We start from the raw sequence: 17,819 nt of genomic DNA on the forward strand, positions 1-17,819 counted from the left end.
TTCTCATAAAGCGATACGGCTTCTCTCATCGCTTCACGAGTTTGCAGCACAGTACGCTGGAACTTCATTTTTTCTGCCAGTTCCTCTAACATATTCATCATATTTTCAGCGATACGATGTCGACGGTATTCAGGTTCTACCCATACACGCTTGATTTCCGCATCTGTATCTGAGTATCTTTTCAGTCCCGCACAGCCCACAGCGGTATCATCAATACAGGCTATGAGCACAGTGCCTATGCTTTCGGATATATTGTAAGGGATAAAGCCTTTGCGGTTCTGAACTCCGCCTACAATACTGTTGTAGTATTCCTCAGTCAATAAATAGAACCTCTGAAAATCCTTGTTATTGCCATCAGTCCATTTATACCTTATCTGTGACATTGTATCACCTCCAACAACGCAAAAACGGTGCTGAATACTCAGCACCGTTGCTCTTTACATGTATTATATCATAGTCAGTCTATTATGTCAAGTTTTACTTGACAATTTCGTGGATTTGATATATAATTATCTCAGACAAGCAAAGGCGCTGCATTTTTTCGCAGTGCCTTTTTATTTTTTGGAGGGATACTATGAAGGACGGATTTATTAAAGTTGCCTGTGCAACGCCTGATGTTAAAGTTGCTGATTGTCGGTATAACGCCGACAGGATAATTGAGCTCATCACCGAAGCTCACACTAAGGGGGTTAAAATAATATGCTTTCCCGAGCTTTCTGTTACAGGCTATACCTGCGGCGATCTGTTTTTGCAGGACGCGCTGTTAAGCTCGGCAAGGGAAGAACTTGTACGAATAATAAAAGAGACAGAAAAGCTAGATATAGTTTCACTTGTCGGAGTACCGCTGGCAGTCTGCGGAAAGCTGTACAACTGCGCCGTTATCATAAACGGAGGCAAAGCTGTCGGAGCAGTTGCAAAGAAGAATATCCCGAATTACAGTGAGTTTTACGAGGTGCGCCATTTTACCGCAGCCGATGACAGTCTCTGTGCGGATATTCAGCTTGATGCTGACTATTCCGTTCACCTTGAAGATGCTATTTTCACTTGCAGGGAGCTGACCGAGCTTACCTTCGGAGTTGAGATATGTGAGGATATGTGGGTAAGCTCTACGCCGTCTGAAAAGCTTGCGGCTTCAGGAGCTGTTATAATATTCAACCTATCTGCAAGCGACGAGCTAATAGGTAAAGCGGACTACCGTAGAACACTCGTCAAATCACATTCCGGATCTCTTGCCTGCATCTATGCTTACGCTGACTCAGGTATAGGCGAATCCACGCAGGATATGGTATTTGCAGGACATAACATAATTGCAGAAAACGGTTCTGTACTGGCTGAATCAAAGGCTTTTTCAAGCGGACTTACTATTGCTGATGCCGACATAAAAAAGCTAAACTACGAGCGCCGAAGAATGAACTCTTTTTCTACTTATCCAAGTATGAATTCTGTATATTTTTCTCTTAAAATCACAGAAACTGTACTTGACAGGACTTTTCCGACGACACCATTCGTACCGTCCGATAAAAAAGCACTTGACAGCAGGTGTGAGGAGATTCTTACCATGCAGGCTGTTGGACTTATGACACGCCTACGGCATATCGGGTGCAAAACTGCGGTGCTGGGCCTTTCGGGCGGACTTGATTCAACTCTTGCGCTCATCGTTACTGTTCACGCCTTTGATTTGCTTGGCCTAGACAGAAGCGGTATTCATACAATAACTATGCCCTGCTTTGGAACGACCGACAGAACATATAATAACGCCTGCTTGCTGGCAAAGGCTTACGGTTCGACACTAACTGAGATAAATATATGCAGAAGTGTAACACAGCATTTCACTGATATAGGGCAGGCTCCGGAGACACATGATGTTACATACGAGAACTCACAGGCAAGAGAACGCACACAGGTGCTAATGGATAAAGCAAATCAGCTCGGGGGTATCGTTGTCGGTACTGGAGACCTTTCTGAGCTTGCACTGGGGTGGGCTACCTACAACGGCGACCATATGTCAATGTATGCCGTAAATTCGTCAATACCCAAAACTCTTGTACGCTGGCTTGTGAACTATGAAGCTGAGATAGAAGAAGGCGAACTGAAAAAAGTTCTGTCAGATATACTTGATACTCCCGTTAGCCCAGAACTTCTGCCACCTGAAAAAAACGGTGCTATATCGCAGAAAACCGAGGATATTGTCGGACCGTATGAGTTGCACGATTTCTTCATATACTATATGTTGAGATACGGATTTTCGCCATCAAAGATATTCCGTATAGCCTGTTTGTCATTTGCAGAATGCTTTACCAAAGACTTGATAATGAAATGGCTTAAAACTTTCTATCGTCGATTCTTCTCACAGCAATTTAAGCGCTCGTGTCTGCCTGACGGTCCGAAAGTCGGAACTGTAACTCTTTCTCCACGAGGTGACTGGCGTATGCCAAGCGATGCTTCTGCATATATATGGTTGAAAGAATTAGAAGAAATTATGTAAGTGATACACTTTCTTCCTATTTACTTGTCTTCATCATAGACATCAAACTCAAGTTCGCAATTTTCAGCTTTATCCCTGAGTTTAATAGCTTAGTCTCCATATTCAGCAAATTCAGTTTGTGTCATCTTATTTTTCATATATTGTAGCTCTGTCACTTATATCATCCTTTCAAATGAAAAAACTGAGTTATGAAATATTACACTTTATAGGTATAAGTATTGATAATCTGTGTCAGGTATGGTATAATTTTTATAAATAAGAGTGAAGGGGAGGTTGCTCGTATGCCATTCAGGATAATCAGGAACGATATAACCAAGGTCAAAGCCGATGCTATTGTTAACGCTGCAAATTCATCTTTGCTGGGCGGAGGCGGAGTTGACGGCGCTATACATCATGCAGCAGGTCCGGAGCTGCTGGCGGAATGCAGAACCCTCGGCGGCTGTAAAACAGGAGAAGCAAAGATTACAAAGGGATATGCACTTGACTGTAAATATATCATACATGCAGTAGGTCCTGCATGGCATGGCGGTGATCGCTGTGAGGAAGAGCTCCTGCGTTCATGCTACAGGAATTCCCTTGAGCTTGCAAAGAAAAACGGCTGTGAGAGCGTGGCTTTTCCCCTTATTTCGTCTGGCATATACGGCTATCCGAAGGATAAGGCTCTTGATGTTGCAGTTTCCGAATTCAGAAGCTTCCTTGAAGAAAATGATATGGACATCACACTTGTCATATTTGATAAGGACTCATTTGAGGTGAGTTCGGGCATTGTCGGTGAAATAAGGCAGTATATAAGCGACGCTTACGCAAAAAAATGTGCTGATCGTGATAAAAGGAACAGAGATAGCGATATAGTTCTCGGTATGTACCATACTGCCGAAGCAGCTAAACAAAGTGGATTATTCGGCAGGAAAAAGGAAAGTAAAAAAGAAAGCTCTGCAAGTATCATGCTTGAAGAAGAGGCAGATATTTGCTGTGCGCCAAGCATTGCGCTCGAAGATATGCTTAAAACTCATGACGAATCCTTCTCGGAAGCTTTGCTCCGAATCATAGACGAAAAAGGCATGACAGACGTTGAGACCTATCAAAAAGCCAATATTGACCGCAAGCTCTTTTCAAAAATACGCAGCGACAAGAACTACAAGCCGAAAAAGCAGACAGCGGTGGCTTTTGCAGTAGCCCTTGAACTTGACCTCTGTGAAACAGAAGAACTTCTGAAAAAAGCGGGATTTGCTCTGTCAGACAGCCTTAAATTCGATCTGATAATCCGTTATTTTATCGAACGCAGCAATTATAATATATATGAGATAAACGAAGCATTGTTTGCTTTTGACCAGAGCCTCATAGGTTCATAATTTGTCGCATTAAAAGCGACCAAAACACCTCCGTGATGATGTATACTGTAATTACAGTAAAGGAAACGCGAAAGCGGTTCCGCAGAAAACATCAAAATGGAGGTATTGTTATGAAAAAGAATTTAACTGAACTGGTATTCATTCTTGACGAGAGCGGCTCAATGAGCGGACTTACAGCTGATACTATCGGCGGCTTCAATTCTCTTATAGCAAAGCAGAAGAAAGAAGAGGGAGAGGCACTTGTATCAACGGTATTTTTCAGCAATGATTCCAAAGTTATACATGACAGAGTGAAGCTGGAAGACGTTCCTGAGCTTACCGACAGGGAATATGTTCCTTCAGGATGTACTGCACTTCTGGACGCAGTGGGAGACGCAGTTCACCACATTGCCAATATCCATAAGTATGCCCGTGAAGAAGATGTTCCTGAAAAGACATTGTTTGTCATTACAACGGACGGTATGGAGAACACCAGCAGAAAGTACAGCCACAAGGATGTGAAGAAGCTCATTGAAAAAGTGCAGGAGGAAAAGAGTTGGGAGTTCGTATTCCTTGGAGCCAATATCGACGCAGCAGAGACCGCAGGCTCTATCGGTATCAGCGCAGAACATGCAGTTGATTATCACGCTGACTGCTGCGGTACGGAAGTGCTTTACGAAGCTGTGGGCTGTGCTGTAAGCAGTGTAAGAGCCAAAAAGGGACTCAATAAGGCTTGGAAATGCTCTGTAGAAGCTGACAATGAGCGCAGGAAAAAGTATTAAGTTTGAAAATAAAAAGGCTGGGCTCATAAAAAACCCAGCCTTTATAACTTATTTTAGTTGGCATATTGAATAAGAAAAACAACAAAACTTCGTCAAAAATAAATAATGGATTTTGAAATGGTTTTATACCAGAACGGTATCAAAATTATCTGCAATGCAATGATGATTTCAATGGTTCTCTTTCCGTAACATTGGAGTTTTCAGATTTAACATCTTTAAAAATCAAGGTGATTTTATTTGTTTACTGCTTTACAATATTTCAACATATTCCACAGACTAATAAAATGAACTGGCGCAAAATTTGCGCCAGTTCATTTTGGGCTTGGGTCTAATAACTTCCAAAATTATATGTCTTCATAAACAGGATGGACACAGCTATAATGGCAATGTGCATTTAGAATTCTGTAATCGAATCCTTCATTTATAAAATTAATATGTTCTAGGTCCGATCCGGCTACCGAAAAAAATACAGCTTTTAAAGATGTCCAAATAAATGCATTGAATGCACAACATAATAATGAAGAGCTTCAAGCAATACTAAACGCATTTCATACCAAGATATCACATAAGTTCTTTACAAGATTAGAACTTAAATCACTCAAGAAATCAATGAAAATACTATGATCTTATGTATAATAGTACGTTTCCTCAAAAAATCAGGCGCCGTATCTGCGTGATAAACACCGAATAATCGAAAAACGGAGCCTTTGTGGACTCAGTTTCTCTTTTGCAAGCGGCAAACTCTGGTTATATCACGATTTCAGTCTTTTACCAAACAGATATAAGAATGAAAAATATGTCAGTTTTTGACTGGTAGAAACGTTTATTATTTATAAAGGGATAAAAAGATCAACTTCATCTTTACTTCCTAATTTTGCCTGTATAATTACTTTTTCGTCACTTTTGTTGACTTTTATCCATCTTATAATTATAATAAGTTCATAAGATATAGGCACTAAACATCTTTTGGTATAAGGAGACATAACTCATGAAAAGAACTTTAGAAATATCATCTATTGAAAAACAAACTAATAGCACTGCAAACAAATCGGTGATAATACCGATCTTGCTAATATTTGTTTTTATTATCACTTTGTATTTTTTCGGAATATGTACTTTTGGTGGAATGCAGTATACAACATCTGATTATTATGATACATTAATACATAAATTCGAGGTCTCTGCTTCTCATGATGAAGCTGTTGCCGCAGCAAGAAGTTCTATAATTGTTCTAAGGGCATTAGTAATGTTCAGCATCATAGCAGCTGTTTCTTCCGTTGCAGGAATCGTTCTTTGCATTAAAACTGTGATAAAAAGTATAAAGCTGAAAATGCAGCTGAAAGCTTAAAAGTTACTTTCATAGTTTTAAATAAAGCTCGATTTCAGCGTTTTTAATTCGTGAAAATCGCTAAAATCAAGCTCGATATTTTGTATGATATTTTGGACCAACTAATGCAAATTAAGACCGAACTGCAAGTCTTTTTAACATTTAAAAAAGAAAATTTAGCAAGAACTGTTACAAAAACAGTTCTTCAGTCTGTTAAAAAAGTCCAGCGAAAGCTGGGCTTTTTCGACAGAATGAGGAGCGGATGAAAAACCGCCCTTTTTTCGGAAATGAAAGACTGCTTTTATTTGCAAATTACATAACACCGCCTAAACGTTCTGACAAGTAAGACTGCACTAATGATAGTTGATCACATTAAAAAACCGACATCGGAATGCTTTTTACCCTATCCTATTTTTTACTCCATTAGTCTACATGTAAAATGTGATTCATTACAATAATAATCATCCTCGTTGTCGATATATCTACTAAAATCTAACTTTCTTGGACATTTCTCACTATCAACTGAAAAAGATCGGCACCAAATAAACATCGGCAAGTGCCCCATATCGCCGTTAATGTGAACAGCGATTACATAGCCGAAAGTCCATCTCTCAACCGGAAGTTCTCCGAAATGGAAGCCTTCAGCTTCAGCCATATTAGTAAACTCTTTCCAGCTATCCTCATTGTTGAGATATACCCATACCTTCTCGTCATTTCCTAACATTTCTCTGATTGTACGCATAAATTATGCACTCCTTAAAAATATTCCATAAGAGAACAAAAAGCGATCCCATCGTAACGATAGGATCGCTGTGTAAGCATTATTCTAAATCCCATCGTTCAAGCTTTAGCACCTTACGTCTTCGCAGGTTGCTGTACGGTCAACGGGCTTGTCCCTAACGTACTCTTTATGGTATTTATATAATAACATATATACTGTAAAATGTCAAGAGAATACCTCATTACTATTTAGTTGTTTTTTATATCAGCTTATAGTATCACTATTTTCAAAACACAACGCAATTACAATAACAGCTCCTATCTATATATGATTGATATCACAAATTGATGGGAGCTGTTATCTATAAAATAAGAAGGTTTGTATTTCTTAGCATCAATAAACAATTGATTTTAGCAAGTATTTATCCAAGTAATTATTCAGAAATTATTCAAATGCTCACTGATTGAAATTAGACTGATAATCAAAAAGATGCCATAATTTGTATGTTGTCCAAGTGAGAAGAGTTATAGATATCTGACTACTCTATAACCACCTTGAATTTTTATAGTTCAATATAATAGATATATTTTACTTCTGCTTATTTTTCTCTTAGAATGTTAATTAAAGAATTGTATGATTTTTTAATCATCAATAATTTAATTGTATATTTCCAGTAAATGTGACAGTATTGGAGTGCCTTATGATCGAAATCTACTTTTGCTAAGAACATCAATTTTGATACCAATATAATGGCATGTTCTTTTGACGTATTGAGCAAGAAAAAATAGGTCTTAACGGTTCATGTAAACTCTGGCGATGCAGATGTATCCGTTTGTTTTTATGAACCAGTGCCGCTGTAGTTTTTGGCACCGTGCATCCATATCTTATAGCTGAGCCAGAAGAATGCGATGCCGATAACAGGTGAGAGCCACGAAAGCACAGGCACCTTGTCGGGACGCAGTATCACAAGGCTAGGGTAGTATGCGATAAATGCTATAGGCATTAGGAATGTGAAGATGAATCTGAATACGGGACTGAAAATTGTAATTGGGTATTTTGCGTAATCCTTGAAGCGGAACGCCAGGTCGAGAACGTAGAAAGAGTTCTGTATCCAGAAGCAAGTAGCTGCTGCAGCGTTCTGCATAGCTATCATAATAAGCGAAGCAGTTATCAGGAACACTATGGTTTTTAGTAGCATGAGCGGTGTGAAGCCCAGACCTATTTTTATCCATGAATAAATAAGCGTCACCAGACCGAATGCCAGCTGTCCCAGACCTTTGATGTCGAATACCTCCGATTGATAATAGAAGAAAGTATTGATAGGGCGGAAGCAGTATTTAATGAAGTCTCCCGTATAGACGTTCTGACGGAGGCTCCAGTTGTTATCGAAGAAGCACTGTACCGGAGTAAGCGATACCAGAGAGAAGCCATAAAGGAACAGCATCTCGTAGTAGCCCCAGCCGTTTATGGAAGGGAAGTTTCTGAACAGTATCCAGAAGCTGATAAAGCCAGCGATATTGGTGCATATCATGCCGATAGTGGAAATGATGAAGTCTGCGCGGTAGCTCATTTTACTTTTAAGGTCCTGAGCGAGTATCTTGCAGTATATCTTGGCGTAGAAGCCTAAACCTTTTCTTTTCATACGTCATCAGCCTCCGTTCACAGTTATCTGTCTAAGGGAGGATTTCCAGAACACCTTGCTTATTGTCATCATTACTATGCACCATATAAGCTGTGTTCCGAGAGTTTTGAGAAGAGTTTCGATATCGGGAGAACCGTTCAGCAGAAGCGACAGCGGCGCATTGTATATGGACTGGAAAGGCAGGAAATTCACAATAGTTCTGAGTGTATCAGGGAAGAATGCAATTGGAATCGTAGCGCCTGAAAGCAGGAGAACTACGACCTGCTTCATAATATTTATGCCCCATATTGACTCAGTGTAGAGACATATAGTGCCCACGATGAAGTCTATGCTGTAATTGATAGAAACCGCCATAACTACGGAAATAACGAAGTACAGCAGATTTATACTCATAGGTATAGCTCCGTGAGTTACAACAGCCACGGCTATGAATGTGGGCACGAATGTCAGAAAGAACTGGGTGACAAATGAGCCCGAGTATGACCAGAACAGGTACTTCCGGTACTCCATTGGCTTCAGCAGGTCAAGGACTATCTTGCCCGACTGAATATTTCGTCCTATCTCCCAGACGGTATACATCTCCATGAAGTTGAACAGTGCAGTTGCAAGTACAAGGTATATCAGAGTGTCCGTAAAGGTCATGCCGTTTACAACGTCCGTTCCTGCGGAAGTGTAAATAGCCTTCCAGAGAAAATATACCACAATAAGGTACAGCATATTTCCGATTACCATTACAACGAATGATAGTCGGAACTGCAATGCCTCGATTATGCCTGCACGGGTGAGGGTAAGATATTTTTTTAATTTCATTGCACACCCTCCTCGTATATCTTCTTGATGACCTCTTCGGTGGAGATTTCCTCAAGTTGCATATCTCTTATATTGAACGAGTGCTGGAGCTTGCTGAGAACGTCCAAGACTTTGGATTTTTCTTCGTCAACCAAAACGGATATCCACTCATCGTCAGCTGATACGGAAAACCCAGGAAGCTCTTTCTGTACAAGCTTTGCCTGTTCTTTCAGTTCACCGTCCATACGGAGCTTCAGTGTACGATATGAGCCGAAGAAGCCCTTTAAGTGCTCGATATCGTTATCGTAGAGCATTTTGCCCTTGTCGATAATGACTATCCTTCTGCAGAGGGCGTCGACGTCGCCCATATCGTGGGTAGTCAGGATAACAGTTGTATTCCTTTCCTTGTTGAGAGCGTGGATAAGAGTACGTATCCTTGATTTCATGGCAACATCAAGACCGATAGTAGGCTCGTCAAGGAATACTATCTTAGGGTCGTGGAGAAAAGCTGCAAGAATATCGCTGAGAGTACGCTGCCCAAGGGACATCTGACGCACAGGTTTGTGGAGCAGGGGCTCGATGTCCACCAGTGAGTGGTAAAGCTTTAGTATGCTTTCGTATTTTTCGTCGGGTATCTGGTAGATATCTTTAAGTATCTTGAAGGATTCCACAAGTGGCAGAGCCCACCACAGCTGTGAGCGCTGACCGAATACTACGCCTATTTCCTGAGCGTTTTTGGTGCGGTTTTTATAAGGGATGTTACCGCCTACAAGTATCTCGCCCGAGGTAGGTTCGAGAACGCCTGTCATCATTTTTATAGTAGTGGATTTCCCTGCGCCATTAGGACCGAGGTATCCGACAATCTCGCCCTGTTGAATGCTCATTGAGATGTTGTCAACGGCGCGTACAGTCTTGTAGTCCCGTGAAAACAGGTCCTTGAGACTGCCCTTGAGTCCTTCGCGCCGATTGAGCACCTTGAACTCCTTGCTGACATTTTTGATTTCGATTATAGCTGACATATTTACCTCTCTTTTCTTTTTGCCTGTAATAAAAATGCTCCTGCATAATGAAGGAGCGCAGAAACGTCCATCGTTATATAATGCTGAAAAAAGTTGTTATATGGCTATGCAGGCAAACTCCTTGCTTTGTTATATTTTGTTTTTAGATGATCTTTTATATGATATGTAAGTATGTGGTGACCACATGTTCGTTATTGGGAATTAATTATTTTCAGCCACTGTTTTTTCTTCTTACCGTTTCTGTTTTGAGTTCTAAGTTAAAAGAAAAGCGATTTTTGATACTATATGTTCAATACCAAAGACATTCAAAGTACTCGAACAGATACTTTTTGGTATTATTCCATAGCTCTTTTTCTTCATCTGTGAAATCAGAAAGGGATTTCTCCAGATACAGGCTGAACCCGTCACATATAGTTTCCAGATTATGGTTCCACAGCTGTCTGGCTTGTTCCTCATTTTCAATCTTACCGTCATCAGCAATCTTTGTAAGTACACTGGGGATACATATGTTGTTTTTAGAAAGTAGGCTATTTTGGGCAGAATAAACATAGCTATTGAATTATCAAGATCTAACATATCATTATATGAAAAAAACAACCTTTAACGAATTCAGCATGTTTTTTGCGCTGAGTGTGTTCAGCATCATCGTCGCTGAACATTAATTCATCGTTCTTTTTGAGTAGTTCAAGGACGAATTTTGCTTCTTTTTCCCATCTTTACATATTATTACCTCAGATCCATATTGTTAATATCGTGAGTAGTCTATCTTGCGGTGAAATATTGAACTTTTCTGATCTGTTCAGCTTTCAGTTCCCAAAAAGTAGCCTGTACAAACCTGCCTGTTGCTGTAAATCCGTTGTCAAACGATTCTATATCAAATATGTTTTGCCATGAAGCAATCATAGCTTCATGCTTTTTATATTCAGGCAGTTTTTCAAACTGTGATATATCCCTATTATATGCTTCTTCACAGGTTGCACTGGACAGATACTGATTATTCATGACAAAATACCAGGCTTCTTCATCGGACAAAACTACTTCATTATCTGGTATGTCTATCTCAAGACATACCATAGATTCGCCTTTACTACCATATTCTGATTTCCTCAGATCAGGTTTTTTCCTTTTGAAATTATGAATATACCATGCCCATACAGGTGATATAATACCTTTCGGAGGTGGTCCTATGCGTTTTATCATTTCGGATACAAGCCAGTCATACGCTTCAGGGCATTCGTTTCTCCATGCTGTATTTTCAGAAATTTTATCATCAAAACGATAGTGACCTTCGTTAATTATTTGATTATATATCTCAGCAGGTTGTATTGTCCATAATTTCATGACGTTCCTCCATATTTTAAAACTAATAAATACTTTTATAAGTTAAATGACCGGACATGGTGCGTATGATAATAACTCTATATCTTTCATTTATAAGAATCTGCACTCTGTTTTGTAGATTTGACACAGTCTGTTTTGGACTTTTTTAATTTCTGAACATAGAAAATATCTTATCAATTATCACTTCAAAAATATCATCCTACATATCCGTATTTGCTTTTATGAGTATTATTTATCATATCAACAAGTCTGTTATACTCTTTTTTGTAAGATATCTGTTCTCAGATTTCGAATTTTACGTATAACCTATCACTGAACAATCGCCTTGCGGTGACAATTTCTGAAAAGAAATACTACTCTTTTTTGCTGAACTTTCATGTTACTTGCTATTATCTATGTAAGCACCAAGCAGATATGCTTCTTCACATTCAGGAATATGATGTATATCCATATCATCGGTATGAAGCATTGCCGCCCTTCCGATATTTTTCCAAGCAAGCCGTTTCATCATATAATTAAAATGCTCATAAAGCAGTTCGGGATGACTTCCACCGGCAGCAACCAATAATGCACCGCATCTGTTCTTGCCGATCAGCTCAATTCTGTCAAACTCAGCCAATGCCCAAAGTCTGTCGATAACATTTTTAAGAAGTCCACTGTATGACCAAAAAAATAACGGAGTAGCAAAAACGATTACATCTGCCGAGCGAAACTCTGCGTATACGATGTCCATATCGTCACGCTGAATACAGGGATGTTCTTTCTCTTTTCCGCCATTCATACAACCAATACAACTATGAATATTCAACTTGCGTAGTTCAATGACACTGACCGTGTGATTAACCGATTCAGCACCCTTTCTGAACGAGTCTATCATCGCTGCTGTGAAAGCGTTCACTCTTGCAGAGCCGTTTAATACGAGAATATTTGACATTTTCGTACCTCCCGTCAAAATCATGTCTTCATTATACAACAGCAAAGCGTGAGTGTCAAGGAATATCACTTTTTGAAGAAATATTAAAAGTGGAGATGAAGATATCAGTTTCACTGTAAAGACTGGTATCTGAAAAAACAAACTGCAAGATTGTTAATCTATAAAATTCAAGATTATTTCAAAAGAACTGTTGAGTTACAATTCTTTTTTTTCTTTTACATAAGTCGGTTTATAATGAAATGCAGTTATTACTTACTTTTTGTCAACTATTTGTGCCTCAAAATTTAAATTGCATGATTTACAAGATGTTACTAATGTAAAAAACTTGACTTGCGTGATGGCATTGGATTTAAACACGAAAGATAAGTTGTATTATGAAATAAATGATTGAGCTGATACCTCATTTATATTTTGTATATTCCGGAAACCTTCTATATGCGGAATATACATATATTTATAACAGAGTACTGTATTTGTATATATTCAACTTAATATTGACAAAAATGTTGAGATGTGATATAATATATGTATAGTAAATTGCTTGCTTTTAGAAGAGGTGATAAAAATGTTTATTGAATAATGGATAATTAAATTAGCAATTTTTATCTTCAAACATGACGAATCCCAGCTTATTTAAAAACAGGAGGATTATTATGTATGCAGGTATTTTTGATTACAATGATAATGATTTTATAATTCCATTAAACAATAATATGGGTGTGGACTCCAATGGTAATTTAATGAGACGTATTGACGAATACGTGGTTATGGATATGAATTCAGGTAAATTTCACTACACATCTCCTTGGACGGAGGATGATAATAATAAATAGTTTAAAAACGAAGAAGGCTGGACACATTACAAGTCCAGCCTTCTTAATTATTTATAGAGATTTTCAGTAATTTCATAAATTTAGAAAACATTACTTTGCCTTCTGGTATTTAGTTTTCAGCTATGTCATAATCTTCTGATAAATCACCTGATAGTTGGTATATCTGTTAAGATTTCTGTGACTTGCCACACTTAATGAGAGAATCTCGATTGTCATTATTCCGGCACTCTCCTAATCATTTTTGTGATGTTCAGTGCTTAGAGGCTTTCTTTGTACTTGCTGTTTAATACGTTTGCCTACTTTGCGAGTTCATAATATTTCCTTAATAACATAATATCATGTTTGTGTCGAAAAAACATAGTATTTTTCAGTTTTACGTCATCCAAAGTATAAATTCCCGTTTGATTAATTGGCAGAATAACGTTAATATTAATAAATAACAGCTCCTGTCTAATTGGACGGGAGTTGTTTTCAGTTATCGTAAAATATGTGACAACTTGTAGTAATGTGAATCTTTTACACTCTGATTTTGACAGCCACATTGAGACTTGAACTCAAATATCGAGCATTCAGATTATTTACATTTTAGCAAATTGCTACCTTACAAATTAGGCTTATACAATCATTACTTTCAAATACTCATTTACTAGACTATACTGCATTTACACTAGATATTCATAACATTGTTCTATATCCGTCTTTTTTGCCTTTCCTTGCCCGTTCTTTCATAAAACTGTTTCTTATCATTATACAACATTGCATCGGCAAGCTGGTAGAGTTTATCAATTGTACTGTCATCGGTTTTCATAGCATACCCGATAGAACATGTATAGGAAGTTTTAGCTAATTCCTGTCGTATTCGTTCTATCAATGAAAGAACCTCATTTTCCGAAGTATCGATACATAAGATCACATATTCATCTCCGCCTATACGATAAACACGCTGTCCGTAACGCGCGGCTTCCCAAAAGCAATCTGCAAGTACCTGAAGTGCAGTATCTCCTGCTTTATGCCCTTCACGGTCGTTGATCTCTTTTAATCCATTCATATCCATTGCAACAACCGCTGTAATGTTATTTGAATATCTTTCAGCATCGGTATAATAACTTTGACGGTTCATAAGATTCGTAAGCGAATCGCGTTTTGTGTATTTTTGAAGCAAAAACACATAGTAGAGCATAACATTTACAGCAATTGTCATATTAAACCAGTGCGATGTTGAGTCACTTGCAAATAACGGGAGTAACAGACATATGACAGAAGTCAGAGAAATATATAGAATCAAACGTAAATCTTCTTTCTGTGCTTTGCTATGTCTGAACAAATTAAATATGAAATAAAACAGGTACAGGGCGTTGATAAAATATGGAAGATAGCCGAGTGTCCCGCGACAAAAATGATTATCTTCTGAGAAATAAAAAACTATCCCGGTCGGAATAGAAACAAAGCATAGAACTGCATTCATTATAGCTGGAAAGAAAAGATATCCCTTTTGGTTAGGAAACATGATCATCACGACTGTTACAAGAATAAAAGTTATCAAACTGTAATTGAAAGCACTTAGAATCGGTCTGAACATTGAGTATTCTGTTTGGTTTCCAAGGTAAGTTTCTGCATAGCAGGAGATAGAATACAAAAACATCATCATATTTGCTATGGAAATTCGGCGTATCATTTTCTTATCCAAATGAACATCTGAATACAACACGATTCCCATACCAAGCAGTAAAACCAACATAGCCCAATGTTCGTGTAAATAACCGAGTATTGTCAGTTTAACCACCCCCCATTATTGACATATTCTCCGGTATAAGAAAGATTTTCTATCTTATATCAGGTTATTCTTAATTAGCAGCTTTGCTTCTGCCATAATAAGCATCTTTATCATTGAAGCGGGGTGTTTCCACTTCAATAAAGACCTGACGATAATCATGTGCTTACCCGGAGCGAATGTGACAGTTACTTTTGCAATAGCGAGATTGTTTTACTGAATATGTTGATTATTATACTGTTTCGGGGGACAGTCTCAAACTATCCATAATAATCTTTCATATCAAATCTCGACTTGTTAAAATCAATAAAACTCTACATATCCATTATTATTTAACAAAAAACAGAGTGTAAAAATTGGGCGTTTATATCAAAATGTTTTATGTATTTGCTTGGCGTATGTATATTATAACACATATTTGCTGAAATGACAATATTTAATACAAAATAAATTATAAATTTTTTATTACAAAACCTGCTGATTCCATAACGTGATTATATAATCTGATTCATATACGGATTTGTTCATAATTATTGCTTGAATAATCATTAATCGAATGATATAATGTACTTGTTCAAATGAATATCATTTTTCAATAACTTTTTTGCAACAAAAATCTTCAAGGAGGCATTTATCATGAAAAGGAAAAAAATATCTTTAAGTATTGCTGCTTTAATAATTGCATTCTCTCTTTCGTGTATGGTTACTCCAAATCCAGATAGCTTAAGCTCTTCTGTCACTCCTATAATAGCAGCTGCTGATTCTGACTACACCTATGGTTCAACAGATTTGTTCAATTATCAGAAGTATTCAGATCATATCGTTATATCAAGTTGTAAATCAATGGATATGACATCTGTTGAGATACCTGCTAAAATTGACAATTTACCTGTCACTGAAATTGGAATGTATGCTTTTCAGTTAAATACAATGAAGAGCCTGCAGCTTCCTGATACGCTCAATGTAATCAACCCATATGCATTTGGTATGTGTAAAAACCTTACAACATTAACGATTCCAGACAGCGTTAATAAAATAGGGATGCATGCATTTGAAGAGTGCCCTGCTCTTGAAACAATTAATTTCCCCAATCATTTGGTAGAAACAGGCGATTATACATTTGACAATACACCGTGGCTTAATGCACAACGTAAGATTGATCCGCTTGTAACCGTTAACGGAGCTCTGATAGATGGCAGGACCTGCAAAGGAGAAGTGGTCGTACCTTCAAGTGTCAAATTTATTGCATCAGGAGCATTTGCTAAGAATAACGAAATTACTTCTGCAGTAATACCTGCAAATGTAAGCAATATACCTGATAATTTATTTTGGTACTGTTCAAATCTTGCCTCGGTCGAGCTTAAAGGGGCCGAAACACTCGGTTTTGGTGTTTTTGGAACTTGTAACAAACTTACAGATTTAAAAATATCAGGTAAATTGAAAAAAATTGACGGATATACCTTTACTGATAACACATCTACCGCTACTATAACATTTTATGGGAGTGAAGCAACCTGGAAAAGTGTAGAAAAACCTGAAAGCGATGCTTTCTTGCAAAGAGCAAAGTATATATTTGATGAAAACCATACTGAACCCATTGAAGTACTCAGGGGTGATGCAAATTGTGACGGTCAGATTGATCTTTCAGATGCAGTAATGATAATGCAGGCTCTTGCAAATCCTAATAAATACGGTTTAGACGGTACAGCAGAGCTTCATCTTACTGAACAGGGAAAAATAAACGGTGATATGAACGGTGACGGTCTTACTGTTGGTGATGCGCTGGCTATACAGAATGTGCTGTTAGGACTTGGTATTTAACCTAATACCGATAGAAGTTTCCGACCTCTATATCGAACGAGAATCGATTGCTCATCTGTGTACTAGAGGAAGCCGCCGTCTAGGAGAGGCGGTGGAAGGATGTCACCATTGTGTATCTATGAGTAAAAATGATAACAGTAAGGAATATAACGAAAATCCACGGTGCAAGTGAAATAGCTTGCACCGCTTTTAAAGATGTGAGTCAGACGATAAGCGATATTGACATTATTGCTATAACAGTTTAGTTGGGCTCAGGGAAAACACGCTCATTTATGTGCTTTCAATACTTGATGCTTCAATGCAATTATTGTATCAGCTAAATAACATGATATAAAAAGGAGGAGTTTAAAATGGGGAATTTTTTTACTTCAACTCAGATTTTTGATAATGAAATGCTTGGCAGTAAACAATTCATTGATAAATTCTGTAAAAAAATGGCTGAAGAAGGCTATGAGACCTGTAACAGCGACGAATGCGAAATATCATACATTCTGAAATTTGCAGATAACTGCAAATGGGTGACTATAACTTCTGAAGCTTATGAACAAGGAAATGAAAAATCTAAAATGGATACGGGAAGAATAGCTAAAATGCTTAAAACGACTTGTATCAATACAGAGGTCATTGACAGTGACTGTGCGGTCATGGACTTGTATGATAAAAACGGAAGAAAAGCTGATACACTTATCATGGGGCGAGCGGACGACTATTTTGACGATGATATACCGGAGCCGTCTGAAAAGATATGGAAGCCGTTTTTATGCAATAGTACATGGGAGCAGTTCAGAGAAATCCAAAAAGGGGAATATGAATTTATTGAAGATGGACTTTCAAAGCTTGCACCTATTATCGGTATAGACAGCTGCAATATTACATTTGCGGCAGAATATGCTGATGTGTCTGCAAAAAATATTTTTGTGCTTAGTTTTAGGCAGCCAAATTCCCTAAAAGAGAAAAAAATAACATTAAAAGAAGCATTTATTGATGTGTTTGGCAAGGCACTTGAGCCACTTGGGTATAAAA

General features: G+C 38.0%; 15 protein-coding genes and 1 riboswitch. Of the genes, 7 read left to right on the forward strand and 8 right to left on the reverse strand.

Annotation, left to right across the window (positions count from 1 at the left end; all coding sequences use genetic code 11):
• On the reverse strand, positions 1–383 hold a 383-nt coding region (locus J6U00_RS07285), incomplete at its 3' end, for a GNAT family N-acetyltransferase (RefSeq protein ID WP_296580587.1).
• Positions 384–574: 191 nt separating this feature from the next.
• Between J6U00_RS07285 and J6U00_RS07290 the strand changes: the two genes are divergently transcribed.
• From J6U00_RS07290 to J6U00_RS07305, 4 genes are all read left to right on the forward strand, one after another.
• Complete coding sequence (locus J6U00_RS07290; protein ID WP_296580590.1) at positions 575–2,485, forward strand: NAD(+) synthase; 1,911 nt, start codon at positions 575–577, stop codon at positions 2,483–2,485.
• A 281-nt stretch (positions 2,486–2,766) separates the two neighbouring features.
• Positions 2,767–3,837, forward strand: coding sequence for an O-acetyl-ADP-ribose deacetylase (locus J6U00_RS07295; RefSeq protein WP_296580593.1), 1,071 nt, complete (start codon positions 2,767–2,769; stop codon positions 3,835–3,837).
• Positions 3,838–3,947: 110 nt separating this feature from the next.
• Positions 3,948–4,598, forward strand: coding sequence for a vWA domain-containing protein (locus J6U00_RS07300; protein ID WP_296580595.1), 651 nt, complete (start codon positions 3,948–3,950; stop codon positions 4,596–4,598).
• Between the two features lie 988 nt (positions 4,599–5,586).
• Entirely contained in the window at positions 5,587–5,946 is a 360-nt protein-coding gene (locus J6U00_RS07305) for a hypothetical protein (RefSeq protein WP_296580597.1), read from the forward strand.
• Between the two features lie 394 nt (positions 5,947–6,340).
• On the opposite strand, the gene J6U00_RS07310 is transcribed toward J6U00_RS07305, so the two are convergent.
• The 6 genes from J6U00_RS07310 to J6U00_RS07335 form a co-directional block, all read right to left on the reverse strand.
• Entirely contained in the window at positions 6,341–6,667 is a 327-nt protein-coding gene (locus tag J6U00_RS07310) for a hypothetical protein (protein WP_296580599.1), read from the reverse strand.
• A gap of 88 nt (positions 6,668–6,755) precedes the next feature.
• A riboswitch (SAM riboswitch) is annotated at positions 6,756–6,842 on the reverse strand.
• A 642-nt stretch (positions 6,843–7,484) separates the two neighbouring features.
• Complete coding sequence (locus J6U00_RS07315) at positions 7,485–8,288, reverse strand: ABC-2 family transporter protein (RefSeq protein WP_296580602.1); 804 nt, start codon at positions 8,286–8,288, stop codon at positions 7,485–7,487.
• Positions 8,289–8,294: 6 nt separating this feature from the next.
• Complete coding sequence (locus J6U00_RS07320) at positions 8,295–9,098, reverse strand: ABC-2 family transporter protein (protein ID WP_296580604.1); 804 nt, start codon at positions 9,096–9,098, stop codon at positions 8,295–8,297.
• Positions 9,095–10,096, reverse strand: coding sequence for an ATP-binding cassette domain-containing protein (locus J6U00_RS07325; RefSeq protein WP_296580607.1), 1,002 nt, complete (start codon positions 10,094–10,096; stop codon positions 9,095–9,097). Before J6U00_RS07325 ends, J6U00_RS07320 begins: the two co-directional genes overlap by 4 nt.
• A 762-nt stretch (positions 10,097–10,858) precedes the next feature.
• Positions 10,859–11,437: a DUF3841 domain-containing protein gene (locus tag J6U00_RS07330; RefSeq protein ID WP_296580609.1), complete on the reverse strand. Its 579-nt coding sequence runs from the start codon at positions 11,435–11,437 to the stop codon at positions 10,859–10,861.
• A 379-nt stretch (positions 11,438–11,816) separates the two neighbouring features.
• Positions 11,817–12,371: a flavodoxin family protein gene (locus J6U00_RS07335; protein ID WP_296580610.1), complete on the reverse strand. Its 555-nt coding sequence runs from the start codon at positions 12,369–12,371 to the stop codon at positions 11,817–11,819.
• A gap of 653 nt (positions 12,372–13,024) precedes the next feature.
• On the opposite strand from J6U00_RS07335, the gene J6U00_RS07340 reads away from it, so the two are divergent.
• On the forward strand, positions 13,025–13,204 hold the full coding sequence (locus J6U00_RS07340) for a hypothetical protein (protein WP_296580612.1): 180 nt from the start codon (positions 13,025–13,027) through the stop codon (positions 13,202–13,204).
• Between the two features lie 688 nt (positions 13,205–13,892).
• Here the strand turns inward: J6U00_RS07340 and J6U00_RS07345 are convergent.
• A complete protein-coding gene (locus tag J6U00_RS07345) occupies positions 13,893–14,987 on the reverse strand; it encodes a diguanylate cyclase (protein WP_296580613.1) in 1,095 nt (364 codons plus the stop codon).
• A 624-nt stretch (positions 14,988–15,611) separates the two neighbouring features.
• On the opposite strand from J6U00_RS07345, the gene J6U00_RS07350 reads away from it, so the two are divergent.
• Positions 15,612–16,796 (forward strand): leucine-rich repeat protein, encoded by a 1,185-nt coding sequence (locus tag J6U00_RS07350; protein WP_296580614.1) that lies wholly within the window; start codon positions 15,612–15,614, stop codon positions 16,794–16,796.
• Between the two features lie 350 nt (positions 16,797–17,146).
• The coding region (locus J6U00_RS07355) for a hypothetical protein (RefSeq protein WP_296580615.1) at positions 17,147–17,819 on the forward strand (673 nt) is incomplete at its 3' end.

The sequence above is a fragment of the Ruminococcus sp. genome, assembly GCF_017650195.1.
In the GTDB taxonomy this organism is placed as follows: Bacteria; Bacillota; Clostridia; order Oscillospirales; family Ruminococcaceae; genus Ruminococcus.